The sequence below is a fragment of the Pseudomonas sp. IT-P260 genome (assembly GCF_949768395.1).
GTDB lineage: Bacteria > Pseudomonadota > Gammaproteobacteria > Pseudomonadales > Pseudomonadaceae > Aquipseudomonas > Aquipseudomonas parakoreensis.
The window spans coordinates 554228-574319 of record NZ_CATKPO010000011.1; the positions used below are offsets into that span (position 1 = coordinate 554228).

Below are 20092 nucleotides of genomic sequence, written 5' to 3' on the forward strand. Positions count from 1 at the left end.
GTGCCGAGAGGCACGAGTATGTAAGTGGGAGGTTTTTTCGCATGACCAATTCTTTGCAACCTGCGTACGCGTTGGTTCCGGGTGCGAACCTGGAAGCCTATGTGCACACCGTCAACAGCATTCCATTGCTGACGCCGGAGCAGGAGCGTGAACTGGCCGAGAGTCTCTACTATGAGCAGGATCTTGGGGCGGCTCGGCAGATGGTGCTCGCCCACCTGCGATTTGTCGTACACATCGCCCGTAGCTATTCCGGCTACGGTCTGGCTCAGGCTGACCTGATCCAGGAAGGCAACGTCGGTCTGATGAAGGCTGTAAAGCGCTTCAACCCGGAAATGGGTGTGCGTCTGGTGTCGTTCGCCGTGCACTGGATCAAGGCGGAAATTCACGAGTTCATCCTGCGCAACTGGCGCATTGTGAAAGTCGCGACCACCAAGGCCCAGCGCAAGCTGTTCTTCAACCTGCGCAGCCAGAAGAAGCGTCTGGCATGGCTGAACAACGAGGAAGTCCACCGTGTGGCGGAAAGCCTCGGCGTCGAACCGCGTGAAGTGCGCGAGATGGAAAGTCGCCTGACCGGCCATGACATGGCCTTCGACCCGGCTGCGGAGGCCGATGACGACAGTGCTTTCCAGTCGCCGGCCAACTACCTGGAAGACCACCGGTACGACCCGGCGCGTCAACTGGAAGATGCCGACTGGAGCGACAACTCCAACCACAACCTGCACGAAGCGCTGGAAGTGCTGGACGAACGTAGCCGCGACATCCTCTACCAGCGCTGGCTGGCAGAAGAGAAAGCCACGCTGCACGACCTGGCGCAGAAGTACAACGTATCGGCCGAGCGGATCCGTCAGCTCGAGAAGAGCGCGATGAACAAGCTCAAATTGTCGATCGCCGCATAACCGGCGCTCAGGCAACAAAAAACGCCCCGATCAGTGATGATCGGGGCGTTTTCATTTCTGTTTCAACACAAATCCCTGTGGGAGCGAGCCTGCTCGCGAATGCGGTTTATCAGTGACATCAATGCAAGCTGGCACACCGCTTTCGCGAGCAGGCTCGCTCCCACATGGGATTTTCAGGGTTTGGATGAATGTGGCCTGCTATTGCGCCCAAGGCGCCCGACGCGAATCATCAAGCCCCAGCAAATAACTGGTCCCGCCCAACTGACTCATCTGCTGGCGAATCCACCCGGCCCGGCGCGACACATACGCTGTCGGATGGCTGGCGCTCCACACGCGCGGGTTAGGCAGCACCGCCGCCAGATAACTCGCCTGCTGACGCGACAGTGACTTGGCGCTCACGCCAAAGTGATGACGTGCTGCGGCTTCGGCACCAAACACCCCGTCATCCCACTCGACGCTGTTCAGGTAAACCTCAAGAATCCGCTGCTTGGGCCAGAACACTTCGATCAGTCCGGTAAACCAGGCTTCCAGGCCTTTGCGCAGATAGCTGCGCCCCGACCACAGAAACAGGTTTTTCGACACTTGCTGGCTCAGGGTGCTGGCGCCGCGAATCGAACCACCCAATTCGTTGTGGGCCAATGCGGCCTGGATCGCGCCGAAGTCAAAGCCCCAGTGCTCGGGAAATTTCTGGTCTTCGCCGGCCATGACCGCGACCTTCAGATCGTCGGAGATCTCGTCCCACGGCTTCCAGGTGCGCTGCAAGTCAATCGGCTCGCCGTCGACCCAGGATTCAACCTTGCGCTCGACCATCAGCGCCGTGCCCGGCGGCGGCACGAAGCGAAACAGCAACACCAGCAATACACTGCCGCCCGCGAACCAGAGCAGGGCCTTCGTGAGACGACGCAAAAGTGAACGCAGCATAGAGATGGCTTGGCCGAACCGATGGAGCGGGCCATTATACAGACCCTGCCGAACGAGTCTGACTGGAGTTCCACATGCTGCGTGGCTTTCTGATGCTGGCCGCTTTCTTTGGTTTTACCGGTGTGGGCCTTGGCGCCTTCGCCGCGCATGGCCTGAAAAGTCGCCTGACCCCCGAGTATCTGGCGATTTTCCACACTGGCGTGACTTATCAACTGGTGCACACCCTGGCGTTGTTCGGCGTGGCGCTGCTGGCCACGCAGATTCAGGGGCGGCTGGTGACCTGGGCCGGCATTTCGTTCGCTGTCGGCATTCTATTGTTCTCCGGCAGTCTGTATGTGCTGACCACCACCGGCATCAGCAAGCTCGGCATCATTACCCCGTTCGGCGGCCTGGCGTTTCTGGTCGGCTGGCTGTGCCTCGGGCTTGCCGCCTGGCGCCTGCAGTGAACCGCTTGACGCTTGGTGCTGACCTTTAGGTCATGATCGGGCTAGAATGCCACCCCCTAAAAATGATGGCGGCCAGGCGCATGCGCATTCAGTTGAACGGCGAATCCCTTGAACTGCCCGACGGTGAAACCGTTGCGGCCCTGATTGCCCGTATGGACCTGACCGGTCGGCGGGTGGCAGTCGAACTCAATCTGGATATCGTCCCGCGCAGCCAGCATGCCGACACCATCCTCAACGACGGCGACAACGTCGAAGTGGTGCACGCCATCGGCGGCGGCTGATCGCCAGGCCCGCAAGGGCATAGAATTCTGCAAGACCCTCACCCCTAAAGAGGATTCCCCATGAGCATCGTTCGCAGCGACAAGCCTTTCGTTCTGGCCGGTCGTACTTACCAGTCGCGTTTGCTGGTCGGTACCGGCAAGTACCGTGACATGGAAGAAACCCGCCAGGCCATCGAAGCCTCGGGTGCCGAGATCGTCACCTTCGCCGTGCGCCGTACCAACCTGGGCCAGATCGAAGGCGAGCCGAACCTGCTCGAAGTGCTGTCGCCGGATCGCTACACCTTCCTGCCGAACACCGCCGGTTGCTACGACGCTATCGAGGCCGTGCGCACCTGCCGCCTGGCCCGTGAGCTGCTCGACGGCCACAACCTGGTGAAGCTGGAGGTGCTGGCTGACCAGAAAACTTTGTTCCCCAACGTGATCGAAACCCTCAAGGCCGCGGAAACGCTGGTCAAGGAAGGCTTCGACGTGATGGTTTACACCAGTGATGACCCGATCATCGCCCGGCAACTGGCGGAAATCGGCTGCATCGCGGTCATGCCGCTGGCCGGTCTGATCGGTTCCGGTCTGGGGATCTGCAACCCGTATAACCTGCAGATCATCCTCGAAGAAGCGAAAATTCCGGTGCTGGTGGATGCCGGTGTCGGTACCGCCTCCGACGCCACCATCGCCATGGAACTGGGCTGTGACGCCGTGCTGATGAACTCGGCCATCGCCCACGCCCAGCAACCGGTGATGATGGCCCAAGCCATGCAACACGCGATCGTCGCGGGCCGTCTGGCCTACCTCGCCGGCCGCATGCCGAAAAAACTCTATGCCAGCGCCTCTTCGCCGCTGGATGGTCTGATCAAGTAAGAGCTATTGATGACTGAATCGAACGACACGCCTATCCAGACGGAAGAGGGCGACGAGCGCCAACACCGCCGCATCAAGAGCTTCGTGATGCGCGCCGGGCGCATGACCGAAGGCCAGCAACGTGGTCTGGACCAGGGCGCGCCGCTGTACGTGCTGCCGCTGGCCGACGCGCCGGTGGATTACGATCAGGTGTTCGGCCGTTCGGCGCCGCGCTCGCTGGAGATCGGTTTCGGCATGGGCCACTCGTTGCTGGAAATGGCCGCGGCGGCGCCGGATCAGGACTTCATCGGTGTAGAAGTGCACCGTCCGGGTGTTGGCGCGCTGCTCAACGGCGTGCTGACTCAGGGCCTGACCAACCTGCGGGTCTACGATTGCGACGCGATCGAAGTGCTCAACCGCTGCATCGCCGACAACAGCCTCGATCGACTGATGCTGTTCTTCCCGGATCCATGGCACAAGAGCCGTCATCACAAGCGTCGCATCGTTCAGGCGTCCTTCGCCGAGCTGGTGCGCAGCAAGCTGAAGGTCGGCGGCATCCTGCACATGGCCACCGACTGGGAGCCGTACGCCGAGTACATGCTGGAAGTGATGAACGTCGCCCCGGGCTACCGCAACCTCGCCGAAGACGGCAAATGCGTACCGCGCCCGGCCGAACGGCCGATCACCAAGTTCGAACGCCGCGGCGAACGTCTGGGGCATGGCGTGTGGGATCTTAAGTTCGAAAAACTGTCCTGAGTCCTGCGCAATACTCCTGTAGGAGCTGCGGCACGCTGCGATCTTTTGATCTTGATTTGAAGATCAAAAGATCGCAGCGTGCCGCAGCTCCTACAGTTGTTTTGGGCGTACTGAAAGGGGTCAGCGGCGATCAGCGACGACGCCGATCAGGACCAGGACCACCAGCAACACCGGCGCCAGGCTGTAGTTGTTGAACTGGCTCAGGCCCTTGACTACCCACGGCGTGGCGTAGATCAGTGCGGCGCCGCTGCCGATCACGCAGAGCAGGGCCATCAGTGGTACGCGCAAGGCGCCGGCGATGCTGCCCAGGCGTTGTTCGACCCAGCCTTTGAAGTCGGCGCCGAACAGCACCAGCAGGCAGCCCACCAGCGCCAGGGCGATTTCCGAGAGGTTGCTGCGGCTCCAGCGGGACACGGTGGCGAGCAGATCAAGTATCAAATCCATGCGTTTTCCCTTGGGACTGAAATCAGTTCAGAAATTGTTGCAGCAAGTCGTTGAGGAACAACTGTCCGCGCTCGGTGGCCGCCAGACGTGACGGTTCGACCTGCATCAGGCCACTTTGTTCTGCCGCTGCCCGGTCTTCTGCGAGGCTTTCCAGCGGCAGGCCGGTGCGCTCCGGATACAGGCGCGATTCGACGCCCGCGGTCAGGCGCAAAGCGTTCATCAGAAATTCGAATGGCATCTCGTCGTTGGTCAGCGCTTTTTCGCCAGCCTGGAAGTTTTTTGCCGGATTGAGATAGTCCTTCGGCAAACGCGTCTTCCAGGTGCGCACGATGCGCCCGTCCGGATGGCTGAGTTTGCCGTGAGCGCCGGCGCCGATGCCGATGAAGTCGCCGAAACTCCAGTAATTGAGGTTATGCCGCGCCGGACGCCCGGGCTGGGCATAGGCCGAGACCTCGTATTGCGCGTAACCGTGCGCGGCCAGCAGCGCTTGCCCGGCCTCCTGAATGTCCCACAGCGTATCGTCTTCCGGCAGCACCGGCGGCTGGTTCCAGAACACCGTGTTCGGCTCCAGTGTCAGCTGATACCAGGAGATGTGCGTCGGTTGCAGTTCGATGGCCTGGCGCAGGTCGCTCAAGGCATCGTCCAGCGACTGATCGGGCAAGCCGTGCATCAAGTCGAGGTTGAAGTTGTCGAACCCGGCCTGGCGCGCCATACCCGCTGCGCGCACTGCTTCGTCGCCGTTGTGGATACGTCCGAGGGCTTCGAGTTTCTGCTGCTGGAAGCTCTGAATGCCGATCGACAGGCGATTGATCCCGAGCTTGCGATACGCAACGAACTTCTCTTGCTCGAAGGTGCCGGGATTGGCTTCCAGGGTGATCTCGATGTCGTGGGCGAACGGGATGCGCTGCTCGACGCCTTTGAGCAAGCGTCCGAGGGCTTCGGCGCTGAACAGACTCGGCGTACCGCCACCGAAGAAGATCGAGCTGATCTCCCGGCCATACACCGCGTGCAGGTCCTGATCGAGGTCAGCCAGCAACGCGTCGACGTATTCCTCTTCCGGCAGCACCGGGCTGGCGGTGTGCGAGTTGAAGTCGCAATACGGGCATTTGCGCACACACCACGGAATGTGGATGTACAGCGCCAGAGGCGGCAGCGTCGGCAGCGGCGCCCGAGGCGAAGAGGCGGCGCCGCCGATGATCAGCGACGACGCGGAGGGGCTGTCGGTCATTTCAGGCCCAGACGCTGGCGCAGCAGATCCATTGCACGGGCGCGGTGGCTGATCTGGTTCTTGTCGGCCGGGCTCAGTTCGGCGCTGGACACGTCACGCTCCGGCACCCAGAACAGCGGGTCGTAGCCGAAACCGTGCTCGCCGCTGGCGGCGGTCAGGATGCGCCCGTGCCACAGGCCTTCGCAGAGGATCGGCAGCGGATCATCGGCATGCCGCACCAGTGCCAGCACGCAGACGAACTGCGCACCGCGCTCGGCTTGCGGCACGTCTTTAAGCGCGTCGAGCAGTTTGGCGTTGTTCGCCGCATCGCCTTTGCCATCGGCATAACGCGCCGAGTAGATGCCTGGCGCGCCGCCGAGGAAATCCACCGCCAGACCGGAATCGTCGGCCAGCGCCGGCAGGCCGGAGATGCGCGCGGCATTGCGCGCCTTGAGGATCGCGTTCTCGACGAACGACAGACCGGTTTCCTCCGGTTCGACCTTGCTCCATTCGCCGATCGAGCGCAGTTGCACCGAGTCGCCGAGCATGGCCTGGAGTTCCTTGAGTTTGCCGGCGTTATGGCTGGCCAGTACGAGTTGCGTGAGGTTCATCATTCGCCGGGAAAGAGTTCTTGGTTGAAGTTGATGGTGTTGATCTTGTCGCCGTTCTGCACCTTGATTTCAAAGGTGCGGGTTTCCTGCTGCTCCACCGGGTACTGGGCGATGTAGTAGATCGCGCCCTGTTCGGTGACCTGGCGGAAGTTCAGCGGCACGCTCTGGCTGGTCAGGTCTTTGATCGTGCCAGTGACGTTGGCGATCAGCGGTTTGCCGTCCTTGATCACCGAGACGTTGATCACGCCCTGGTTCTTGCTGCGGATCAGCTCGGCTGCCTTGGCGATCTCGGGTGTCAGGAAGGTCGAGTTGAAGGTGTTGTAGTGCACGGTAACGTCACCGAACACTTCCTTGCGTTCGCCCTTGATGGCATCGGCGGCCACCGCCGACAGACTCAGGCAGGCGGCCAATAGCACAGTAATCAAGCGACCCATGATCGTTCTCCTCGAAATGTCGTGGTTCAGACCGCGACCCGATGATCTGCAAGCACCGGGCTGCTGACGCGGTAGATACCAATCTCACCTAACAGATTAGGCCATAGCTTACTGGCCCACCCGTGGCGGTGCTGTTGATCCACGGCAAGCCGATCAATGACCTTCGCATCACGTTCGCGGCAAAGTTCTTCAAAGTCTTCGAAGGTGCAGAAGTGAATGTTCGGCGTGTTGTACCAGGTGTACGGCAGAAATTCCGACACCGGCATCCGGCCCTTGCTTGCCAGATACCAGCGGCAGCGCCAGTGACCGAAGTTGGGGAAGGTGATGATGCACTGACGACCGACCCGCAGCATCTCGTCGAGGATCTTGTCCGGGTAATGCACGGCTTGCAGGGCCTGGGTCATGACGACGATGTCGAAACTGTTGCTGGCGAAGTTGCCCAGCCCTTTGTCCAGGTCCTGCTCGATGACGTTGATGCCCTTGGCCACGCACTCGGCGATATTGTCGGCGTCGTTTTCCAGGCCATAACCGGTGACGTTCTTGTTGTCGCGCAGCCAAGTCAGCAACTCGCCGTCGCCGCAACCGAGGTCGAGCACGCGGCTGCCAGCGGGGATCCATTCCTGGATGATTTCCAGATCAGCTCTCATGGCTTGTTCACACCGTAATTCGGTTCATGTAATTGCCGAACGCCTGCAAATAGCGCGGGATCGGAATCAGGAAGGCGTCGTGGCCCTGGGGTGCATCGATTTCCAGATAGCTGACGTCTTTGCGTGCCGCCATCAGCGCGTCCACCAGCTCCCGCGAGCGGGCCGGGGAGAAGCGCCAATCGGTGGTGAACGACATCACGCAGAACTTGGCGGTGGCGTTTTCGAAAGTTTTCGCCAGGTTATCGTCGAAGTTCGCCGCCGGATCGAAGTAGTCCAGTGCCTTGGTCATCAACAGATAAGTGTTGGCGTCGAAACGCCCGGAAAACTCTTCACCCTGATAGCGCAGGTAGCTCTCGACCTGGAACTCGACGCTGTGGAAGTCGTAGTTGAGCTTTTCGCTCTTCAGGCCGCGGCCGAATTTTTCGCCCATCGAGTCGTCGGACAGGTAGGTGATGTGCCCGACCATCCGCGCCAGCATCAGCCCGCGCTTGGGGATCACACCTTGTTCCTGGAACGAACCACCGTGGAACTCCGGGTCGGTGAGGATCGCCTGGCGCGCCACTTCGTTGAAGGCGATGTTCTGCGCCGACAGCTTGGGGGCCGAAGCGATGGCCAGGCAGTGGCGCACGCGATCCGGGTAAGTGATGGTCCATTGCAACGCCTGCATGCCGCCGAGGCTGCCGCCGATGACGGCGGCGAACTGACGAATGCCGAGCAGGTCCGCCAGACGCGCCTGACTGTGCACCCAGTCTTCGACGGTGAGCACCGGGAAATCGGCGCCGAACGGCTTGCCGGTCTCCGGGTTGATACTGCTCGGGCCGGTGGAGCCGTTGCAGCCGCCCAGATTGTTCAGGCTGACCACGAAGAACTTGTTGGTGTCGATCGGTTTGCCGGGGCCGATGCAACTGTCCCACCAACCGGGCTTGCGGTCGTCGGCGCTGTGATAGCCGGCGGCATGGTGATGCCCGGACAGGGCGTGGCAGATCAGCACGGCGTTGCTCGCCTGTGCGTTCAGCGTGCCGTAGGTTTCGTAGATCAGGTCGTAGGCGGGCAGCGAACGGCCACAGGCCAGGGCCAGAGGTTCACTGAAGTGCGCCGTTTGCGGCGTCACCAGACCAACAGAATCGGGGGGAAAGGCAGCTGGCATCGACCCTGCTCTCGTTGAAATGAGGCGTAAGTCTAAAGACCGGGGGGGTTAGCGGCAAGCAACGTTGGGGCTCAGATGTCTTCGCTCTGGACCGAGGTGCGGCCATTCGCGAGCAGGCTCGCTCCCACAGGGGATTGCATTCCAGTGTGGGAGCGAGCCTGCTCGCGAATGGGGCGACTCGGTGGATCAGACCGGACGCACCAGATCAGGCAACTCCGGCAGCTTCTTCGGCGCACAGATCTTCACCCGTTTCTGCCGGTTCAGCTCGCCGCTGAGCAAACTGACCTGGCTCTTGGACACCCCAAACGCCTTGGCCAGAAAGCCCATCAGATACGCATTGGCCTTGCCCTCGACCGGCGGCGCGGTGAGGCGGATCTTCAGGCGGTCACCGTGCAGCCCGGCGAAATCATCGCTGCGGGCTGCCGGTTGCAGATGACATTCGAGGATCAAGTCGTCCCCGTCCCAGCGAAACCAGCTCACATCAGCAGGCGCAGGATTTCCGGCATCATCGTCATCGCCGCTAGGTTGTTGATCACCAGCATGTCGATCAGCTTCAGCGCGAGGAAGGCGAAGATCGGCGACAGGTCCAGACCGCCGAGGTTCGGCAGAATCTTGCGGAACGGTGCCAGCGCCGGCTCGCAGATCTGGTTCACCAGTTCAGCGCCCGGGTTGTGGCTGCCCGGAGCGACCCACGACAGGATCACGCTGATGATCAGGGCGAAGAAGAAGATCTTCAGGAACAGCGCGGTCACGCCGATGATCGACCAGATGAACAGCTGCAGCGGGTTGCCGGTGGTGCCGTAGGTCAGCAGCAGGGTCAGGGCCATCAAGGCCAGTTGCACCAGAATTGCCAGCACCAGCGATGACATATCCAGGCCGAACAGGCTCGGGATGATCCGGCGCAGCGGCTTGAGCAGCGGCTGGGTGGCCTTGACCACGAATTGGCACAGCGGGTTATAAAAATTCGCCCGCACCAGTTGCAGGACGAAGCGCAGCAGCACAATCAGCAGGTACAGGCTGCCGAGGGTTTGCAGCACGTAAACCGCTGCGGTGTTCAATCCAATCATGTAAGGCTCCTTATTTGCCCAGTTGTTCGGCCATTTCGGCCGAGCGGTGCGCGGCGGCGCCGAGTGCTTTTTCAACCAGGGCTTCGAAGCCGTCAGCCTGGAATGATTTGATCGCGGCCTCTGTGGTGCCATTTGGCGACGTCACGCGACGGCGTAGTTCGGCAGCGTCGACATCGCTGGATACCGCCATGTGCGCGGCGCCCAGCGCCGTTTGCAGGGTCAGTTGCTCGGCGATTTCCTTCGGCAGGCCGAGTTTGACGCCAGCGGCGGTCATCGCTTCGATCAGCAGGAAGAAGTACGCCGGGCCGGAGCCGGAGACGGCGGTCACGGCATCGAGTTGCTGCTCTTCGTCCAGCCACAGCGCTATGCCCACGGCGGACAGCAGCTCTTCAGCCTGCTGACGCTGTTCGGCAGTCACTTCGCTGGTGGCGTACAAACCGCTGACGCCCTGACGCAGCAGCGCCGGGGTGTTCGGCATGCAGCGCACGATCGGCTGCTCGCCGAGCCACGCAGTCATGCTCGCGCAGGTGATGCCGGCGGCGATCGATACCACCAGTTGCTGCGGTTTCAGGCTTGGACGGATGGCTTCGCACACGGTTTTCATCGCCTGTGGCTTGACCGCCAGCACAATCACGTCGACGCCGTCGATGGCTTGCGCGTTGTCGGCGAAGGTTTCGATGCCGTGTTCGGCGCTGACGCGTTGGCGGGTTTCTTCGCCCGGATCGCTGGCGCGGATGTGGCTGGCTTGCAGACCCTTGGCGCGCAGGCCGCCGATCAGACTGGCGGCCATGTTGCCGGCACCGATAAAGGCAATACGTGTGTTGCTCATGTCAGGTCCTTTTTCAGATGGCTGTCGGTCATTGCTGACCGTAATCTCTGGCACCAAACAGCGCGGTACCGATCCGCACCCAGGTGGCGCCTTGGGCGATGGCCGACTCGAGGTCGTGGCTCATGCCCATGGAAAGTGTGTCGAGCGGCAGATTCAGGCTGGCCTGCAAACGTTGCACGGCAGCAAAAGCGGCGTCTTGTTCGGCGCGATCTTCGGTCGGCTCGGGAATCGCCATCAGCCCGCGCAATTTCAGCCGGGGCAGGGTGCTGATGGCCTCGGCCAGCGCCGGCAGGTCGGCCGGGGTGCAGCCGGACTTGCTGGCTTCACCGCTGACGTTGACCTGAATGCAGATGTTCAGCGGCGGCAGCTCGGCCGGGCGCTGTTCGGACAGGCGTTGGGCAATTTTCAGGCGATCCACGGAGTGCACCCAGTCGAAATGCTCGGCGATAGCGCGAGTCTTGTTCGATTGAATGGGGCCGATGAAGTGCCAGATCAAGGGCAGGTCGGCCAGTTCGAGCTGTTTGCCCAAGGCTTCCTGAAGATAGTTCTCGCCAAAGTCACGCAGGCCGGCGGCGTAGGCTTCACGCAGGTCCTGCGCGGGTTTGGTTTTGCTCACGGCGAGCAACTGGACGCTGTGTTCGTCACGACCGGCCGCTTTGGTCGCGGCCTGGATACGCGAACTAACCTGGAGAATGTTGTCTGCTATCGTGGACATCAAGAGGCGCCGGCGGTCTGAAGGTTCGCGGCATTCTACTGGAATTGAGGGACGCTATGGATATCACTGAACTGCTGGCGTTCAGCGCCAAACAGGGCGCTTCCGACCTGCACCTGTCGGCCGGTCTGCCGCCGATGATCCGCGTCGATGGCGATGTGCGGCGGATCAATCTGCCGGCGCTGGATCACAAGCAAGTGCACGAATTGATCTACGACATCATGAACGACACCCAGCGCGTCGACTTCGAGAAACACCTGGAAACGGATTTCTCGTTCGAGGTTCCCGGCGTCGCGCGTTTTCGGGTCAATGCGTTTAACCAGAATCGTGGCGCCGGCGCTGTGTTCCGCACCATTCCGTCGAAAGTGCTGAGCATGGAAGACCTCGCCATGGGCGAGGTGTTTCGCAAGATCACCGATGCGCCACGCGGGCTGGTGCTGGTGACCGGGCCGACGGGTTCCGGCAAGTCGACCACGCTGGCGGCGATGATCGACTACCTCAACACCCATCGCCATCATCACATTCTCACCATCGAAGACCCCATCGAGTTCGTCCACGAATCGCGCAAATGCCTGATCAATCAGCGCGAAGTCCATCGCGATACCCGCAGTTTCGCCACGGCATTGCGCTCGGCGCTGCGCGAAGACCCGGATGTGATTCTGGTGGGCGAGATGCGCGACCTGGAAACCATCCGCCTCGCACTGACTGCCGCCGAGACCGGGCATCTGGTGTTCGGCACGCTGCACACCACTTCAGCCGCCAAGACCATCGACCGGGTTGTCGATGTGTTCCCGGGCGACGAGAAGTCCATGGTGCGTTCGATGTTGTCCGAGTCGCTGCTGGCGGTGGTGTCGCAGACGCTGATCAAGAAAATCGGCGGCGGGCGGGTGGCGGCGCACGAGATCATGCTGGGAACGTCGGCGATCCGGAACCTGATCCGCGAGGACAAGGTGGCGCAGATGTATTCGGCGATTCAGACTGGTGGGTCGCTGGGGATGCAGACACTCGACATGTGCCTGAAGGAGCTGGTGACCAAGGGCTTGATCAGCCGCGAGCATGCGCGGGAGAAGGCGCGTACGCCGGATAATTTCTAAAGGCTGGATTACGCCTGTGGCGAGGGAGCTTGCTCCCGCTTGAGCGCGTAGCGCTCACAAGATTTTGGGGCTGCTGCGCAGCCCAGCGGGAGCAAGCTCCCTCGCCACAGTTGATCGTGTTTCAGCGCTGAACCACGCGCATCTGCTTGCCGGCCGGCTCTTTCGGCAGTACACGTTTGGCAACCACGTAGTGCTGTTCCCAGTACGGCTTGTTCAACGTATCGATGCTGACCGCTTTGCCACGGCGTGGTGCGTGGATGAAGCGGTCGTTGCCCAGGTAGATGGCAACGTGGTTGACCCGGCGGCTCTTGATGTTGAAGAAAATCAGGTCGCCCGGTTTCAGGTCCTTGCGTTCGACTTTCTCACCATGCCCGCTGGCCATGGCGTTAGAGGTGCGTGGCAGGTCGAACGTGGCATCGTTGAACGCATATTTGACCAGACCGCTGCAGTCGAAGCCTTTACTTGGGCTGCTGCCGCCCCAACGGTAGGGAGTACCGAGGACGTTCACCGCACGGCTCAGGACGTTGCTGCTTTCCTTGTTGGCCATCGGTGGCACCAGCTTGCCGTGACTCTTGCTGGCGAGCGTGGTGTGTTTCGTTTGTTTGCTGCTCTTGCTCGAAGGAGCCGAAGCATGGGATTTAGGGGTGAAACCGTTGACGTTGGGAAGACGTTGCTCACGATTGGTGGCGTGGGCGGCCAGTGGCATTAATAGGCAAATAGTTAGCCATGTCTTGAAAAATGGTCGCATTAGGCGTGGCTCTTAGGTGGTAGCGCGCAACTTTATAACAGCTTTTTTGTCCCTTCCGAGGCCGTTGGTCGATTCAATCGGGAGGCAACGGAACCAAACAAGCGGCAAATGGACGCGATTGTCCGACAGAAGTCCGGTGGTATAAGGCTTTGACGGACGACACAGTAACATTTGCCGTACGTCGGCTCCCTGTAAAAAAGTCACAAAGAATTAAAGAAAATTTATCTATCGAGTGAATCGAGGTCTTCATGAACCGCTATCAGCAGGTCGCTGCACCGCAGGATACGCACAGCAAAATCATCGGTTATCTGCTGTGGATTTTTGGTTTCACCGGCGCTCACCGCTTCTATTACGGCAAGCCGGTGACCGGGACGATCTGGTTCTTCACCTTCGGTCTGCTGGGCATTGGCTGGCTGATCGACGTGTTCCTGATCCCGGCGATGGATCGCGAGGCGGATCTGCGTTTCACCGCAGGGCCGATCGAATACAACGTGGCGTGGATTCTGCTGACGTTCCTGGGCGTGTTCGGCGTGCACCGGATGTACCAGGGCAAGTGGATCAGCGGGTTGCTGTATCTGCTGACAGGCGGGTTGTTCTTTATTGGTGTGCTGTATGACTTCTGGACCCTGAATGATCAGGTGTCGGTGCGCAACGCGCAGAATCGCGGCGCGTTTCAGTAAGTTTTCACCAGCCTGCTGGCGATTGGGGCGATGCGGAGTGAAGATCAAAAGATCGCAGGCTTCGCCAGCTCCTACAGGTGGAATGCATTTTCCCTGTAGGAGCTGCCGCAGGCTGCGATCTTTTGCTTTTCAGGCCTGGTGGCTGATCCGCCCGTCCACCAGCGTATAGCGCACCACACCCGGCAGGCTGTGCCCGAGGAACGGGCAGTTCTCGCCCTTCGACAGCCAGCCTTCGCCGGCCACGGTGGAGGCTTTCGGGTCGAACAGCACGATATCCGCCGCACCACCGACTTCCAATTTGCCCGCCGGCAAACGCAGCGCGTCCGCAGGCCCGGCACTCAGGCGCGCCAGCAGGGTTGGCAGATCCAGCAAGCCATCCTCAACCAGCGTCATCGCCAGCGGCAGCAGCAATTCAACACTGCTGATGCCCGGCTCGGTCGCGCCGAACGGCGCCAGTTTGGCGTCGCGCTCATGCGGCTGGTGATGGCTGGAGATCGCCGACACCACGCCGGATTTCACTGCCTCACGCAGACCATCGCGGTCGGCGCGGGTGCGCAGCGGCGGTTGCACGTGATACAGGCTGCTGAAGTCGATCAGCGCTTCATCGGTAAGGATCAGCTGATACAGAGCGACATCTGCGGTGACCTGCAAGCCACGGGCCTGCGCCTGAGCGATCAAGGCCACGCCGCGCGCGCTGGTCAGTTGGCTGAAGTGCGCGCGCACGCCGGTCTGCTCAACCAGTAGCAGATCGCGAGCGAGGGCCACGGTTTCCGCGGTTTCCGGAATGCCCGGCAAGCCAAGGAAACTGGCGACCGCGCCTTCATGGGCCAGACCGCCATCGGCCAGGTCGTGATCCTGCGAATTGAAGATCACCGTCAGGTCGAAAGTGGCCGCGTAATCCAGTGCCCGGCACAGGGTGCGGGTGTTGCGGAAACTCTCCAGACCATTGCCGAACGCCACACACCCGGCGTCGCGCAGCGCCACCAGCTCTGCCAGCTGTTCGCCGTCCAGGCCTTTGCTCAGCGCGCCAATCGGGAACACCTTGGTGTTGCCGGCTTCGCGAGCGCGGTCGAGGATCAGTTCGGCCACGGCCGAGGTGTCGAGCACCGGTTTGGTCTTCGGCGGGCAGCACAGACTGGTCACGCCGCCAGCCGCCGCGGCGCGGGTTTCGCTGGCGATGCTGCCTTTGCGGCTGTAGCCCGGTTCGCGCAGGGCGACGTTCAGATCGACCAGGCCCGGTGCTGCAACCAGACCGTTGGCGTCGATGGTTTCCACTGCGGTGAAACCGGCGGGTGCGGCGCCGAGGGCGACGATCTTGCAGGCTTCAACGTGGATATCGGTGATTTGATCCAGGCCGCTGCTTGGATCGATGACGCGGGCGCCGAGAATGCTGAGCTTCACTGGGCGTTCTCCTGCTCGAATTGACGTTGCGCTGTTTGCCCGCTCATGGCCATGGACAGCACGGCCATGCGGATCGCAATGCCGTAGGTGACTTGGTTGAGGATCACCGAGTGCGGGCCGTCGGCCACCGCGGACTCGATTTCCACGCCACGGTTGATCGGCCCCGGGTGCATGACGATGCAATCAGGCTTGGCCCCGGCCAGACGTGCGGTGGTCAGGCCGAACAGGCGATAGAACTCGCCTTCGCTCGGCAGCAGGCCGCCGCTCATGCGCTCACGCTGCAGGCGCAGCATGATCACCACGTCGACGTCCTTCAGGCCTTCATTCATGTCGGTGTAGACCTTGACGCCGTACTGCTCGATGCCGATCGGCAGCAGAGTCTTCGGCGCGATCACGCGGATGTCCGGGCAACCGAGGGTCTTCAGGGCCAACATGTTCGAGCGCGCGACCCGCGAGTGCAGGATGTCGCCGACAATCGCCACCGAGAGGTTTTCGAAACCGCCCTTGTGCCGACGGATGGTGAGCATGTCGAGCATGCCCTGGGTCGGGTGCGCATGACGGCCGTCGCCGCCGTTGATGATCGCCACCTGCGGGCAGACATGCTCGGCGATGAAATGCGCGGCGCCGGAATCACCGTGGCGCACCACGAACATGTCGGCGGCCATCGCTTCGAGGTTGCGCAGGGTGTCGAGCAGGGTTTCACCTTTGCTGGCCGACGAAGTCGACACGTTCAGGGTGATCACGTCCGCCGACAGCCGCTGGGCCGCCAGTTCGAAGGTGGTGCGGGTGCGGGTGGAGTTTTCGAAGAACACGTTGCACACGGTCTTGCCGCGCAGCAACGGGACCTTCTTCACCGCCCGGGCTCCGACTTCGAGGAACGAGTCGGCAGTGTCGAGGATTTCCGTCAGCAACTCGCGGCGCAGGCCGTCGAGCGAGAGGAAGTGGCGCAGCTGGCCCTGATCATTGAGCTGCAGCGGGCGCTTGGTATCTAGAGGCGTCATCGCGAGGGGGACTCTCAATAAGGGCGGGTTAGGAATTCAGGTCTTGCAGTTCGAGCGTCAGCGGCTCCGGGCCGGACAGCTTGACCCGCTCATTGGCAGCCAGCGACAGGGTCGCACCCACCACGTTCGGACGGATCGGCAGCTCGCCGGCGTCCAGGTCGAGCAGGCAGACCAGGGTCACGCTGGCCGGCCGGCCGTAGTCGAACAGTTCGTTCATGGCGGCGCGGATGGTCCGGCCACTCATCAATACGTCATCGATCAGCACCAGATGCTGGCCTTCGATCTCGAAGGGCAGGGCCGACGGACGCACTTGCGGGTGCAGGCCGTTCTGGCTGAAGTCGTCGCGGTAGAAGGAAACATCCAGCGTGCCCAGCGGCGCGTCACTGCCCAGTTCCTTGAGCAGGGCCTGTGCGACCCAGATACCACCGGTGCGAATGCCGATGTAACGCGGCTCGCGGATATCACGCTGTGCAAGGTGCGCCTTGAGGCGGGTCGCCATCTGGCTGATCAGATCGGCGGGATTGGGCAGACTCATGGTTGCTCCTTCTTGGGGCCGAGCCAGGTCCTTGGACGCGGCTCGGGTCGTAGCTCAAAAGAAAAGCGCCGAAGCGCTTGTCAGGATTCAAACAATGCAGTGTTTTCATCGAGCCAGCCCTGCAGCAGCAGAGCGGCGGCGATGGCGTCCACCGGGTTGTCGCGGTAACTGCCTTTCTGCCCGCCGCGCACCAGTCGCTCACCCTTGGCTTCAAAGGTGGTCAGGCGTTCGTCGTGGGTATAGAAGGGCACATTGAAGCGGCCATTGAGGCGGCGGGCGAATTTCTCCGCGCGCAGGCACATCTCGCTGGGCGTGCCGTCCATGTTCAGCGGCAGGCCGACCACCACGGCGTCGGGCTTCCATTCCTTGAACAGCGCTTCGACCTGATTCCAGTCGGGCACGCCGTTCTGCGCTTTCAGGGTGCACAGCTCACGGGCCTGGCCGGTAATCACCTGGCCGACCGCAACGCCGATCTGTTTGGTGCCGTAGTCGAAGCCGAGAATCAGGCGCAGGGCCATCAGGCGTGCCCCGCCTGACTGGTCAGCAGGCTGAGGTTGATCCCCAGATGCCGTGCCGCCGCTTCCAGACGCAGCTCGCTGCTGGTGTTGAACAGGATGTCGGCGTCGTACGGGCAGGTCAGCCAGGCGTTGTCGGCCAGCTCGGCTTCCAGTTGCCCGGCTTCCCAACCGGCGTAGCCGAGGGTGATCACGCTTTTTGCCGGGCCCACGCCGTCGGCGATGGCGAACAGCACGTCCTGCGAAGTGGACAGCGCCAGATCACCTTCGAGCTCAACGGTGGCCTGAAAGGTCTTGCCGGCCGGGTGCAGGACGAAACCGCGATCAGTCTGCACCGGGCCGCCGATGAAGATCGGCACATGCTGGCACAGCGCTGGCGGATCGATGTCCGGGCGCAATTGCTCGAGGATGTCAGCCAGATTCAGCTCTTGCGGTCGATTGACCACCAGCCCCATGGCGCCATTGGCCGTGTGCTCGACGATGTAGGTCAAGGTGTGGGCAAAGTTCGGGTCGGCCATGTGCGGCATGGCGATCAGGAAATGATGCTTGAGGTAGCTGGGGCTGACGTTTTTCATGAGCGATAGTGTGGCGTTCAAGGGGCGAACTGACAAGCTGGAGATGCAGGTGACACACCGATGCAATGTGGGAGCGAGCCTGCTCGCGAAAGCGGTGTGTCATTCAATATTGATGTAGCTGATCCGCCGCATTCGCGAGCAGGCTCGCTCCCACAGGGGTTTTGCGGTGTTCTTAATTGCTGGAGAGTTTGTCGCCCCGGGCGAATTTCCAGGTGCGGATGATTTCCAGTCGGTCGATATCCGACAGATCGCCGGTAAACGGCGCGAACGGTGCCGCCAGCCGGACGATGCGCTGCGCCGCCTGATCCAGCAGCGGCTGGCCGGAGGATTCCAGCACCAGCACTTCATACAGCGAGCCGTCGCGGTTGATCGAAACCATCAGGCGCAGGTTGCCGTAAATCTGCTTGCGCCGCGCTTCTTCCGGGTAATTGAGGTTGCCGATGCGCTCGACCTTCTTGCGCCAGTCATCCTTGTACCAGGCGCCCTTGTCGCGCATGGTCGAGGCCGCGCTCAAGCGGTGAATCCGCGGGCGCTTGGCGTATAGCTGTTGTTCGTTGGCCAGTTCGGCTTCGAGGCTGGCGATGTCGCTGGACAGCTGCGAGCTGTCGAATGTCGGCGCGTTGACCGCAGGCTTGGTTTCGGTTTTGGTTTCTTCTTTCTTGGTCGGCGCCTTTTGCTGTTTCGGCGCCACGGTGGTCACCGCAGCCTTGGGCGCTGCTTCGCGCACTTCCGGCTTGGCGGCCGGTGGCGGGGTGACCTTCTTGACCTGATTGTCCTGGAACGGCGCGACCTCGGTGGTCTTGGGAATCGCCTTCTTGTCGAGGGTGCCGCTGCCTTCCTGGTTTTCCTGAGCGAGAAAATCCGCCTTTTTCGGCTTGGTTTCGCTCTTGAAGGTGGCGAGGGTGATTTCCAGGGTTTTACTGATCTGCTTGGGCTCGACCATGGTGAAGCCCACACCGAGCAGCAGCGCCAAATGAATCAGCGCCGCCAGAAACAGGGTAAAGCCGAGGCGATCGGCCGGGCGCACGCCACGCTGGGCGAGTTCTGCGGGCAGATCGGACGGGAGGGTCATGACAAGAAAACCAACATCGCGTTTTTCAGAGGCTGCGCATGATAACGCAATGTTGGTTTCACGCCTTGGGCTTCACGCTTCAAGCGACAGACTGCAGTGACGTGCATCAAGCTTGTGGCTTTTTGCCGGCGGCTTGCAGCTTCTTGTCGATCGCGTCCATCAGCATGCCGCCGATGTCGGTGCCGAACGCGTTGTCGATTTCGCGGATGCAGGTCGGGCTGGTGACGTTGATTTCCGTCAGGTGCTCACCGATCACATCCAGACCGACGAACAGCAGGCCTTTCTCACGCAGGGTCGGGCCGACTTGCGCGGCGATCCAGCGATCCTTGTCGGTCAGCGGCCGCGCTTCGCCACGACCACCGGCCGCGAGGTTGCCACGGGTTTCGCCCTGGGCCGGAATCCGTGCCAGGCAGTAATCCACCGGCTCGCCGTCGATCATCAGGATACGTTTGTCGCCGTCGACGATGGCCGGCAGGTAGCCCTGAATCATGATCTGCTGCTTGCCGTGCAGCGTCAGGGTTTCAAGGATCACCGACAGGTTCGGGTGACCGGCGGTATGACGGAAGATCGACGAACCGCCCATGCCGTCCAGCGGCTTGAGGATGACGTCGCCATGGTGGTCGGCGAATTCACGCAGCACGTCCGGACGACGGCTGACGATGGTCGGCGGCGTGCACTGCGGGAACAGCGTGGCGAACAGCTTCTCGTTGCAGTCGCGCAGACTCTGCGGTTTGTTGACCACCAGCACGCCGGCGGTTTCGGCCTGTTCCAGCAGGTAGGTGGAATAGACGAACTCCATGTCGAACGGCGGATCCTTGCGCATCAGGATCACGTCCAGGTCGCTTAGCAGGTTGTCCTGCTCGGCGTCCAGTTCGAACCATTTTTCCGGGTTGGCGAAGACTTTCAGCGGCTTCATGCGCGCCCGGGCCTGACCTTCGGCCTGATACAGGTCGCGCTGTTCCATGTAGAACAGTTCCCAGCCACGTTTCTGCGCGGCCAGCAGCATGGCCAGCGAGCTATCCTTTTTATAGGAAATGCTGGCGATAGGGTCCATGACAATCCCGACGCGAACGCTCATTGGGTTTTCCTCGAAAATTGGCTACCGGATCGGTATTGAAAAAGTGCCGCCAGAGTGGCTCCGGGCGGGTTTTCGGTCAAGGAAAAACCCGTCGATAGATTGCATCTGGAGACTGTGCTAAAAAGGCTGGCATAGCGTGCTGGCCCTTGAGCATCAAGGGT

At 61.5% G+C, this 20092-nt stretch carries 26 protein-coding genes; 7 read left to right on the top strand and 19 right to left on the bottom strand.

Annotation, left to right across the window (positions count from 1 at the left end; all coding sequences use genetic code 11):
- The first annotated feature begins 41 nt into the window (after positions 1-41).
- Positions 42-896 carry an RNA polymerase sigma factor RpoH gene (gene rpoH / locus ACM6HV_RS09405; RefSeq protein WP_003229146.1) on the top strand — a complete coding sequence of 285 codons (855 nt, stop codon included), beginning with the start codon at positions 42-44 and terminating at the stop codon, positions 894-896.
- A 198-nt stretch (positions 897-1094) separates the two neighbouring features.
- On the opposite strand, the gene mtgA is transcribed toward rpoH, so the two are convergent.
- Entirely contained in the window at positions 1095-1817 is a 723-nt protein-coding gene (gene mtgA / locus ACM6HV_RS09410) for a monofunctional biosynthetic peptidoglycan transglycosylase (RefSeq protein ID WP_150370157.1), read from the bottom strand.
- Positions 1818-1891: 74 nt separating this feature from the next.
- Between mtgA and ACM6HV_RS09415 the strand changes: the two genes are divergently transcribed.
- The 4 genes from ACM6HV_RS09415 to trmB all read left to right on the top strand — a co-directional run bounded on the left by ACM6HV_RS09415 (position 1892) and on the right by trmB (position 4134).
- On the top strand, positions 1892-2263 hold the full coding sequence (locus ACM6HV_RS09415; protein ID WP_003229144.1) for a DUF423 domain-containing protein: 372 nt from the start codon (positions 1892-1894) through the stop codon (positions 2261-2263).
- 80 nt (positions 2264-2343) lie between these two features.
- The gene (gene thiS, locus ACM6HV_RS09420; RefSeq protein ID WP_167734067.1) at positions 2344-2544 is read left to right on the top strand and encodes a sulfur carrier protein ThiS; all 201 of its coding nucleotides are present in this window, start codon (positions 2344-2346) and stop codon (positions 2542-2544) included.
- Between the two features lie 60 nt (positions 2545-2604).
- Positions 2605-3399, top strand: coding sequence for a thiazole synthase (locus ACM6HV_RS09425; RefSeq protein ID WP_007964131.1), 795 nt, complete (start codon positions 2605-2607; stop codon positions 3397-3399).
- A gap of 9 nt (positions 3400-3408) precedes the next feature.
- The gene (gene trmB / locus ACM6HV_RS09430) at positions 3409-4134 is read left to right on the top strand and encodes a tRNA (guanosine(46)-N7)-methyltransferase TrmB (RefSeq protein WP_064589653.1); all 726 of its coding nucleotides are present in this window, start codon (positions 3409-3411) and stop codon (positions 4132-4134) included.
- A 120-nt stretch (positions 4135-4254) separates the two neighbouring features.
- Here the strand turns inward: trmB and ACM6HV_RS09435 are convergent, their stop codons facing one another.
- The 10 genes from ACM6HV_RS09435 to ACM6HV_RS09480 form a co-directional block, all read right to left on the bottom strand.
- On the bottom strand, positions 4255-4578 hold the full coding sequence (locus tag ACM6HV_RS09435; RefSeq protein WP_003229134.1) for a DUF3392 domain-containing protein: 324 nt from the start codon (positions 4576-4578) through the stop codon (positions 4255-4257).
- 22 nt (positions 4579-4600) lie between these two features.
- The gene (gene hemW / locus ACM6HV_RS09440; RefSeq protein WP_414904046.1) at positions 4601-5806 is read right to left on the bottom strand and encodes a radical SAM family heme chaperone HemW; all 1206 of its coding nucleotides are present in this window, start codon (positions 5804-5806) and stop codon (positions 4601-4603) included.
- Entirely contained in the window at positions 5803-6399 is a 597-nt protein-coding gene (rdgB, locus tag ACM6HV_RS09445; protein ID WP_041063545.1) for an RdgB/HAM1 family non-canonical purine NTP pyrophosphatase, read from the bottom strand. Before rdgB ends, hemW begins: the two co-directional genes overlap by 4 nt.
- A complete protein-coding gene (locus ACM6HV_RS09450; RefSeq protein ID WP_041063542.1) occupies positions 6396-6830 on the bottom strand; it encodes a DUF4426 domain-containing protein in 435 nt (144 codons plus the stop codon). The genes rdgB and ACM6HV_RS09450 overlap by 4 nt, the downstream gene beginning before the upstream one ends.
- 26 nt (positions 6831-6856) lie before the next feature.
- Positions 6857-7477 carry a methionine biosynthesis protein MetW gene (metW, locus tag ACM6HV_RS09455; protein WP_003229126.1) on the bottom strand — a complete coding sequence of 207 codons (621 nt, stop codon included), beginning with the start codon at positions 7475-7477 and terminating at the stop codon, positions 6857-6859.
- Positions 7478-7484: 7 nt separating this feature from the next.
- Complete coding sequence (gene metX, locus ACM6HV_RS09460; RefSeq protein ID WP_103369352.1) at positions 7485-8624, bottom strand: homoserine O-succinyltransferase MetX; 1140 nt, start codon at positions 8622-8624, stop codon at positions 7485-7487.
- Positions 8625-8810: 186 nt separating this feature from the next.
- Complete coding sequence (locus ACM6HV_RS09465; RefSeq protein WP_108184094.1) at positions 8811-9104, bottom strand: DUF167 domain-containing protein; 294 nt, start codon at positions 9102-9104, stop codon at positions 8811-8813.
- Positions 9101-9691, bottom strand: a complete 591-nt coding sequence (locus ACM6HV_RS09470; protein WP_041063533.1) for a YggT family protein — start codon at positions 9689-9691, stop codon at positions 9101-9103. The genes ACM6HV_RS09465 and ACM6HV_RS09470 overlap by 4 nt, the downstream gene beginning before the upstream one ends.
- A 10-nt stretch (positions 9692-9701) precedes the next feature.
- The gene (gene proC, locus ACM6HV_RS09475; RefSeq protein WP_414904047.1) at positions 9702-10520 is read right to left on the bottom strand and encodes a pyrroline-5-carboxylate reductase; all 819 of its coding nucleotides are present in this window, start codon (positions 10518-10520) and stop codon (positions 9702-9704) included.
- Between the two features lie 28 nt (positions 10521-10548).
- Positions 10549-11235 carry a YggS family pyridoxal phosphate-dependent enzyme gene (locus ACM6HV_RS09480; RefSeq protein WP_414904048.1) on the bottom strand — a complete coding sequence of 229 codons (687 nt, stop codon included), beginning with the start codon at positions 11233-11235 and terminating at the stop codon, positions 10549-10551.
- 56 nt (positions 11236-11291) lie between these two features.
- Here ACM6HV_RS09480 and ACM6HV_RS09485 point away from each other — a divergent pair, with 56 nt between their 5' ends.
- Positions 11292-12326 (top strand): type IV pilus twitching motility protein PilT, encoded by a 1035-nt coding sequence (locus ACM6HV_RS09485; RefSeq protein ID WP_414904049.1) that lies wholly within the window; start codon positions 11292-11294, stop codon positions 12324-12326.
- A gap of 121 nt (positions 12327-12447) precedes the next feature.
- On the opposite strand, the gene ACM6HV_RS09490 is transcribed toward ACM6HV_RS09485, so the two are convergent.
- On the bottom strand, positions 12448-13074 hold the full coding sequence (locus ACM6HV_RS09490) for a C40 family peptidase (RefSeq protein WP_108591856.1): 627 nt from the start codon (positions 13072-13074) through the stop codon (positions 12448-12450).
- A 248-nt stretch (positions 13075-13322) separates the two neighbouring features.
- Between ACM6HV_RS09490 and ACM6HV_RS09495 the strand changes: the two genes are divergently transcribed.
- Positions 13323-13754: an NINE protein gene (locus ACM6HV_RS09495; protein ID WP_007964113.1), complete on the top strand. Its 432-nt coding sequence runs from the start codon at positions 13323-13325 to the stop codon at positions 13752-13754.
- Positions 13755-13883: 129 nt separating this feature from the next.
- On the opposite strand, the gene ACM6HV_RS09500 is transcribed toward ACM6HV_RS09495, so the two are convergent.
- The 7 genes from ACM6HV_RS09500 to gshB form a co-directional block, all read right to left on the bottom strand.
- A complete protein-coding gene (locus ACM6HV_RS09500; RefSeq protein WP_414904050.1) occupies positions 13884-15155 on the bottom strand; it encodes a dihydroorotase in 1272 nt (423 codons plus the stop codon).
- A complete protein-coding gene (locus tag ACM6HV_RS09505) occupies positions 15152-16156 on the bottom strand; it encodes an aspartate carbamoyltransferase catalytic subunit (RefSeq protein ID WP_041063517.1) in 1005 nt (334 codons plus the stop codon). Before ACM6HV_RS09505 ends, ACM6HV_RS09500 begins: the two co-directional genes overlap by 4 nt.
- 28 nt (positions 16157-16184) lie before the next feature.
- Positions 16185-16691: a bifunctional pyr operon transcriptional regulator/uracil phosphoribosyltransferase PyrR gene (pyrR, locus tag ACM6HV_RS09510; protein ID WP_121187653.1), complete on the bottom strand. Its 507-nt coding sequence runs from the start codon at positions 16689-16691 to the stop codon at positions 16185-16187.
- Positions 16692-16771: 80 nt separating this feature from the next.
- Complete coding sequence (gene ruvX / locus ACM6HV_RS09515) at positions 16772-17209, bottom strand: Holliday junction resolvase RuvX (protein WP_003229101.1); 438 nt, start codon at positions 17207-17209, stop codon at positions 16772-16774.
- Positions 17209-17781: a YqgE/AlgH family protein gene (locus ACM6HV_RS09520; protein WP_011336368.1), complete on the bottom strand. Its 573-nt coding sequence runs from the start codon at positions 17779-17781 to the stop codon at positions 17209-17211. The genes ruvX and ACM6HV_RS09520 overlap by 1 nt, the downstream gene beginning before the upstream one ends.
- 172 nt (positions 17782-17953) lie before the next feature.
- Positions 17954-18853, bottom strand: a complete 900-nt coding sequence (locus ACM6HV_RS09525; RefSeq protein ID WP_041063513.1) for an energy transducer TonB — start codon at positions 18851-18853, stop codon at positions 17954-17956.
- 106 nt (positions 18854-18959) lie between these two features.
- Entirely contained in the window at positions 18960-19931 is a 972-nt protein-coding gene (gene gshB / locus ACM6HV_RS09530; RefSeq protein ID WP_041063511.1) for a glutathione synthase, read from the bottom strand.
- Positions 19932-20092 lie beyond the last annotated feature (161 nt).

Bases quoted from the DNA above. Each gene is read 5' to 3' on its own strand.
- ACM6HV_RS09505 (WP_041063517.1), bottom strand. From the start codon at position 16,156: ATGACGCCTCTAGATACCAAGCGCCCGCTGCAGCTCAATGATCAGGGC.
- ACM6HV_RS09495 (WP_007964113.1), top strand. From the start codon at position 13,323: ATGAACCGCTATCAGCAGGTCGCTGCACCGCAGGATACGCACAGCAAA.
- metW (WP_003229126.1), bottom strand. From the start codon at position 7,477: ATGAGAGCTGATCTGGAAATCATCCAGGAATGGATCCCCGCTGGCAGC.
- ACM6HV_RS09525 (WP_041063513.1), bottom strand. From the start codon at position 18,853: ATGACCCTCCCGTCCGATCTGCCCGCAGAACTCGCCCAGCGTGGCGTG.
- metX (WP_103369352.1), bottom strand. From the start codon at position 8,624: ATGCCAGCTGCCTTTCCCCCCGATTCTGTTGGTCTGGTGACGCCGCAA.
- gshB (WP_041063511.1), bottom strand. From the start codon at position 19,931: ATGAGCGTTCGCGTCGGGATTGTCATGGACCCTATCGCCAGCATTTCC.
- ACM6HV_RS09470 (WP_041063533.1), bottom strand. From the start codon at position 9,691: ATGATTGGATTGAACACCGCAGCGGTTTACGTGCTGCAAACCCTCGGC.
- ACM6HV_RS09490 (WP_108591856.1), bottom strand. From the start codon at position 13,074: ATGCGACCATTTTTCAAGACATGGCTAACTATTTGCCTATTAATGCCA.
- ACM6HV_RS09485 (WP_414904049.1), top strand. From the start codon at position 11,292: ATGGATATCACTGAACTGCTGGCGTTCAGCGCCAAACAGGGCGCTTCC.
- ACM6HV_RS09450 (WP_041063542.1), bottom strand. From the start codon at position 6,830: ATGGGTCGCTTGATTACTGTGCTATTGGCCGCCTGCCTGAGTCTGTCG.
- trmB (WP_064589653.1), top strand. From the start codon at position 3,409: ATGACTGAATCGAACGACACGCCTATCCAGACGGAAGAGGGCGACGAG.
- proC (WP_414904047.1), bottom strand. From the start codon at position 10,520: ATGAGCAACACACGTATTGCCTTTATCGGTGCCGGCAACATGGCCGCC.
- ACM6HV_RS09480 (WP_414904048.1), bottom strand. From the start codon at position 11,235: ATGTCCACGATAGCAGACAACATTCTCCAGGTTAGTTCGCGTATCCAG.
- pyrR (WP_121187653.1), bottom strand. From the start codon at position 16,691: ATGAGTCTGCCCAATCCCGCCGATCTGATCAGCCAGATGGCGACCCGC.
- hemW (WP_414904046.1), bottom strand. From the start codon at position 5,806: ATGACCGACAGCCCCTCCGCGTCGTCGCTGATCATCGGCGGCGCCGCC.
- ruvX (WP_003229101.1), bottom strand. From the start codon at position 17,209: ATGGCCCTGCGCCTGATTCTCGGCTTCGACTACGGCACCAAACAGATC.
- ACM6HV_RS09425 (WP_007964131.1), top strand. From the start codon at position 2,605: ATGAGCATCGTTCGCAGCGACAAGCCTTTCGTTCTGGCCGGTCGTACT.
- rpoH (WP_003229146.1), top strand. From the start codon at position 42: ATGACCAATTCTTTGCAACCTGCGTACGCGTTGGTTCCGGGTGCGAAC.
- ACM6HV_RS09520 (WP_011336368.1), bottom strand. From the start codon at position 17,781: ATGAAAAACGTCAGCCCCAGCTACCTCAAGCATCATTTCCTGATCGCC.
- mtgA (WP_150370157.1), bottom strand. From the start codon at position 1,817: ATGCTGCGTTCACTTTTGCGTCGTCTCACGAAGGCCCTGCTCTGGTTC.
- ACM6HV_RS09415 (WP_003229144.1), top strand. From the start codon at position 1,892: ATGCTGCGTGGCTTTCTGATGCTGGCCGCTTTCTTTGGTTTTACCGGT.
- ACM6HV_RS09435 (WP_003229134.1), bottom strand. From the start codon at position 4,578: ATGGATTTGATACTTGATCTGCTCGCCACCGTGTCCCGCTGGAGCCGC.
- thiS (WP_167734067.1), top strand. From the start codon at position 2,344: ATGCGCATTCAGTTGAACGGCGAATCCCTTGAACTGCCCGACGGTGAA.
- rdgB (WP_041063545.1), bottom strand. From the start codon at position 6,399: ATGATGAACCTCACGCAACTCGTACTGGCCAGCCATAACGCCGGCAAA.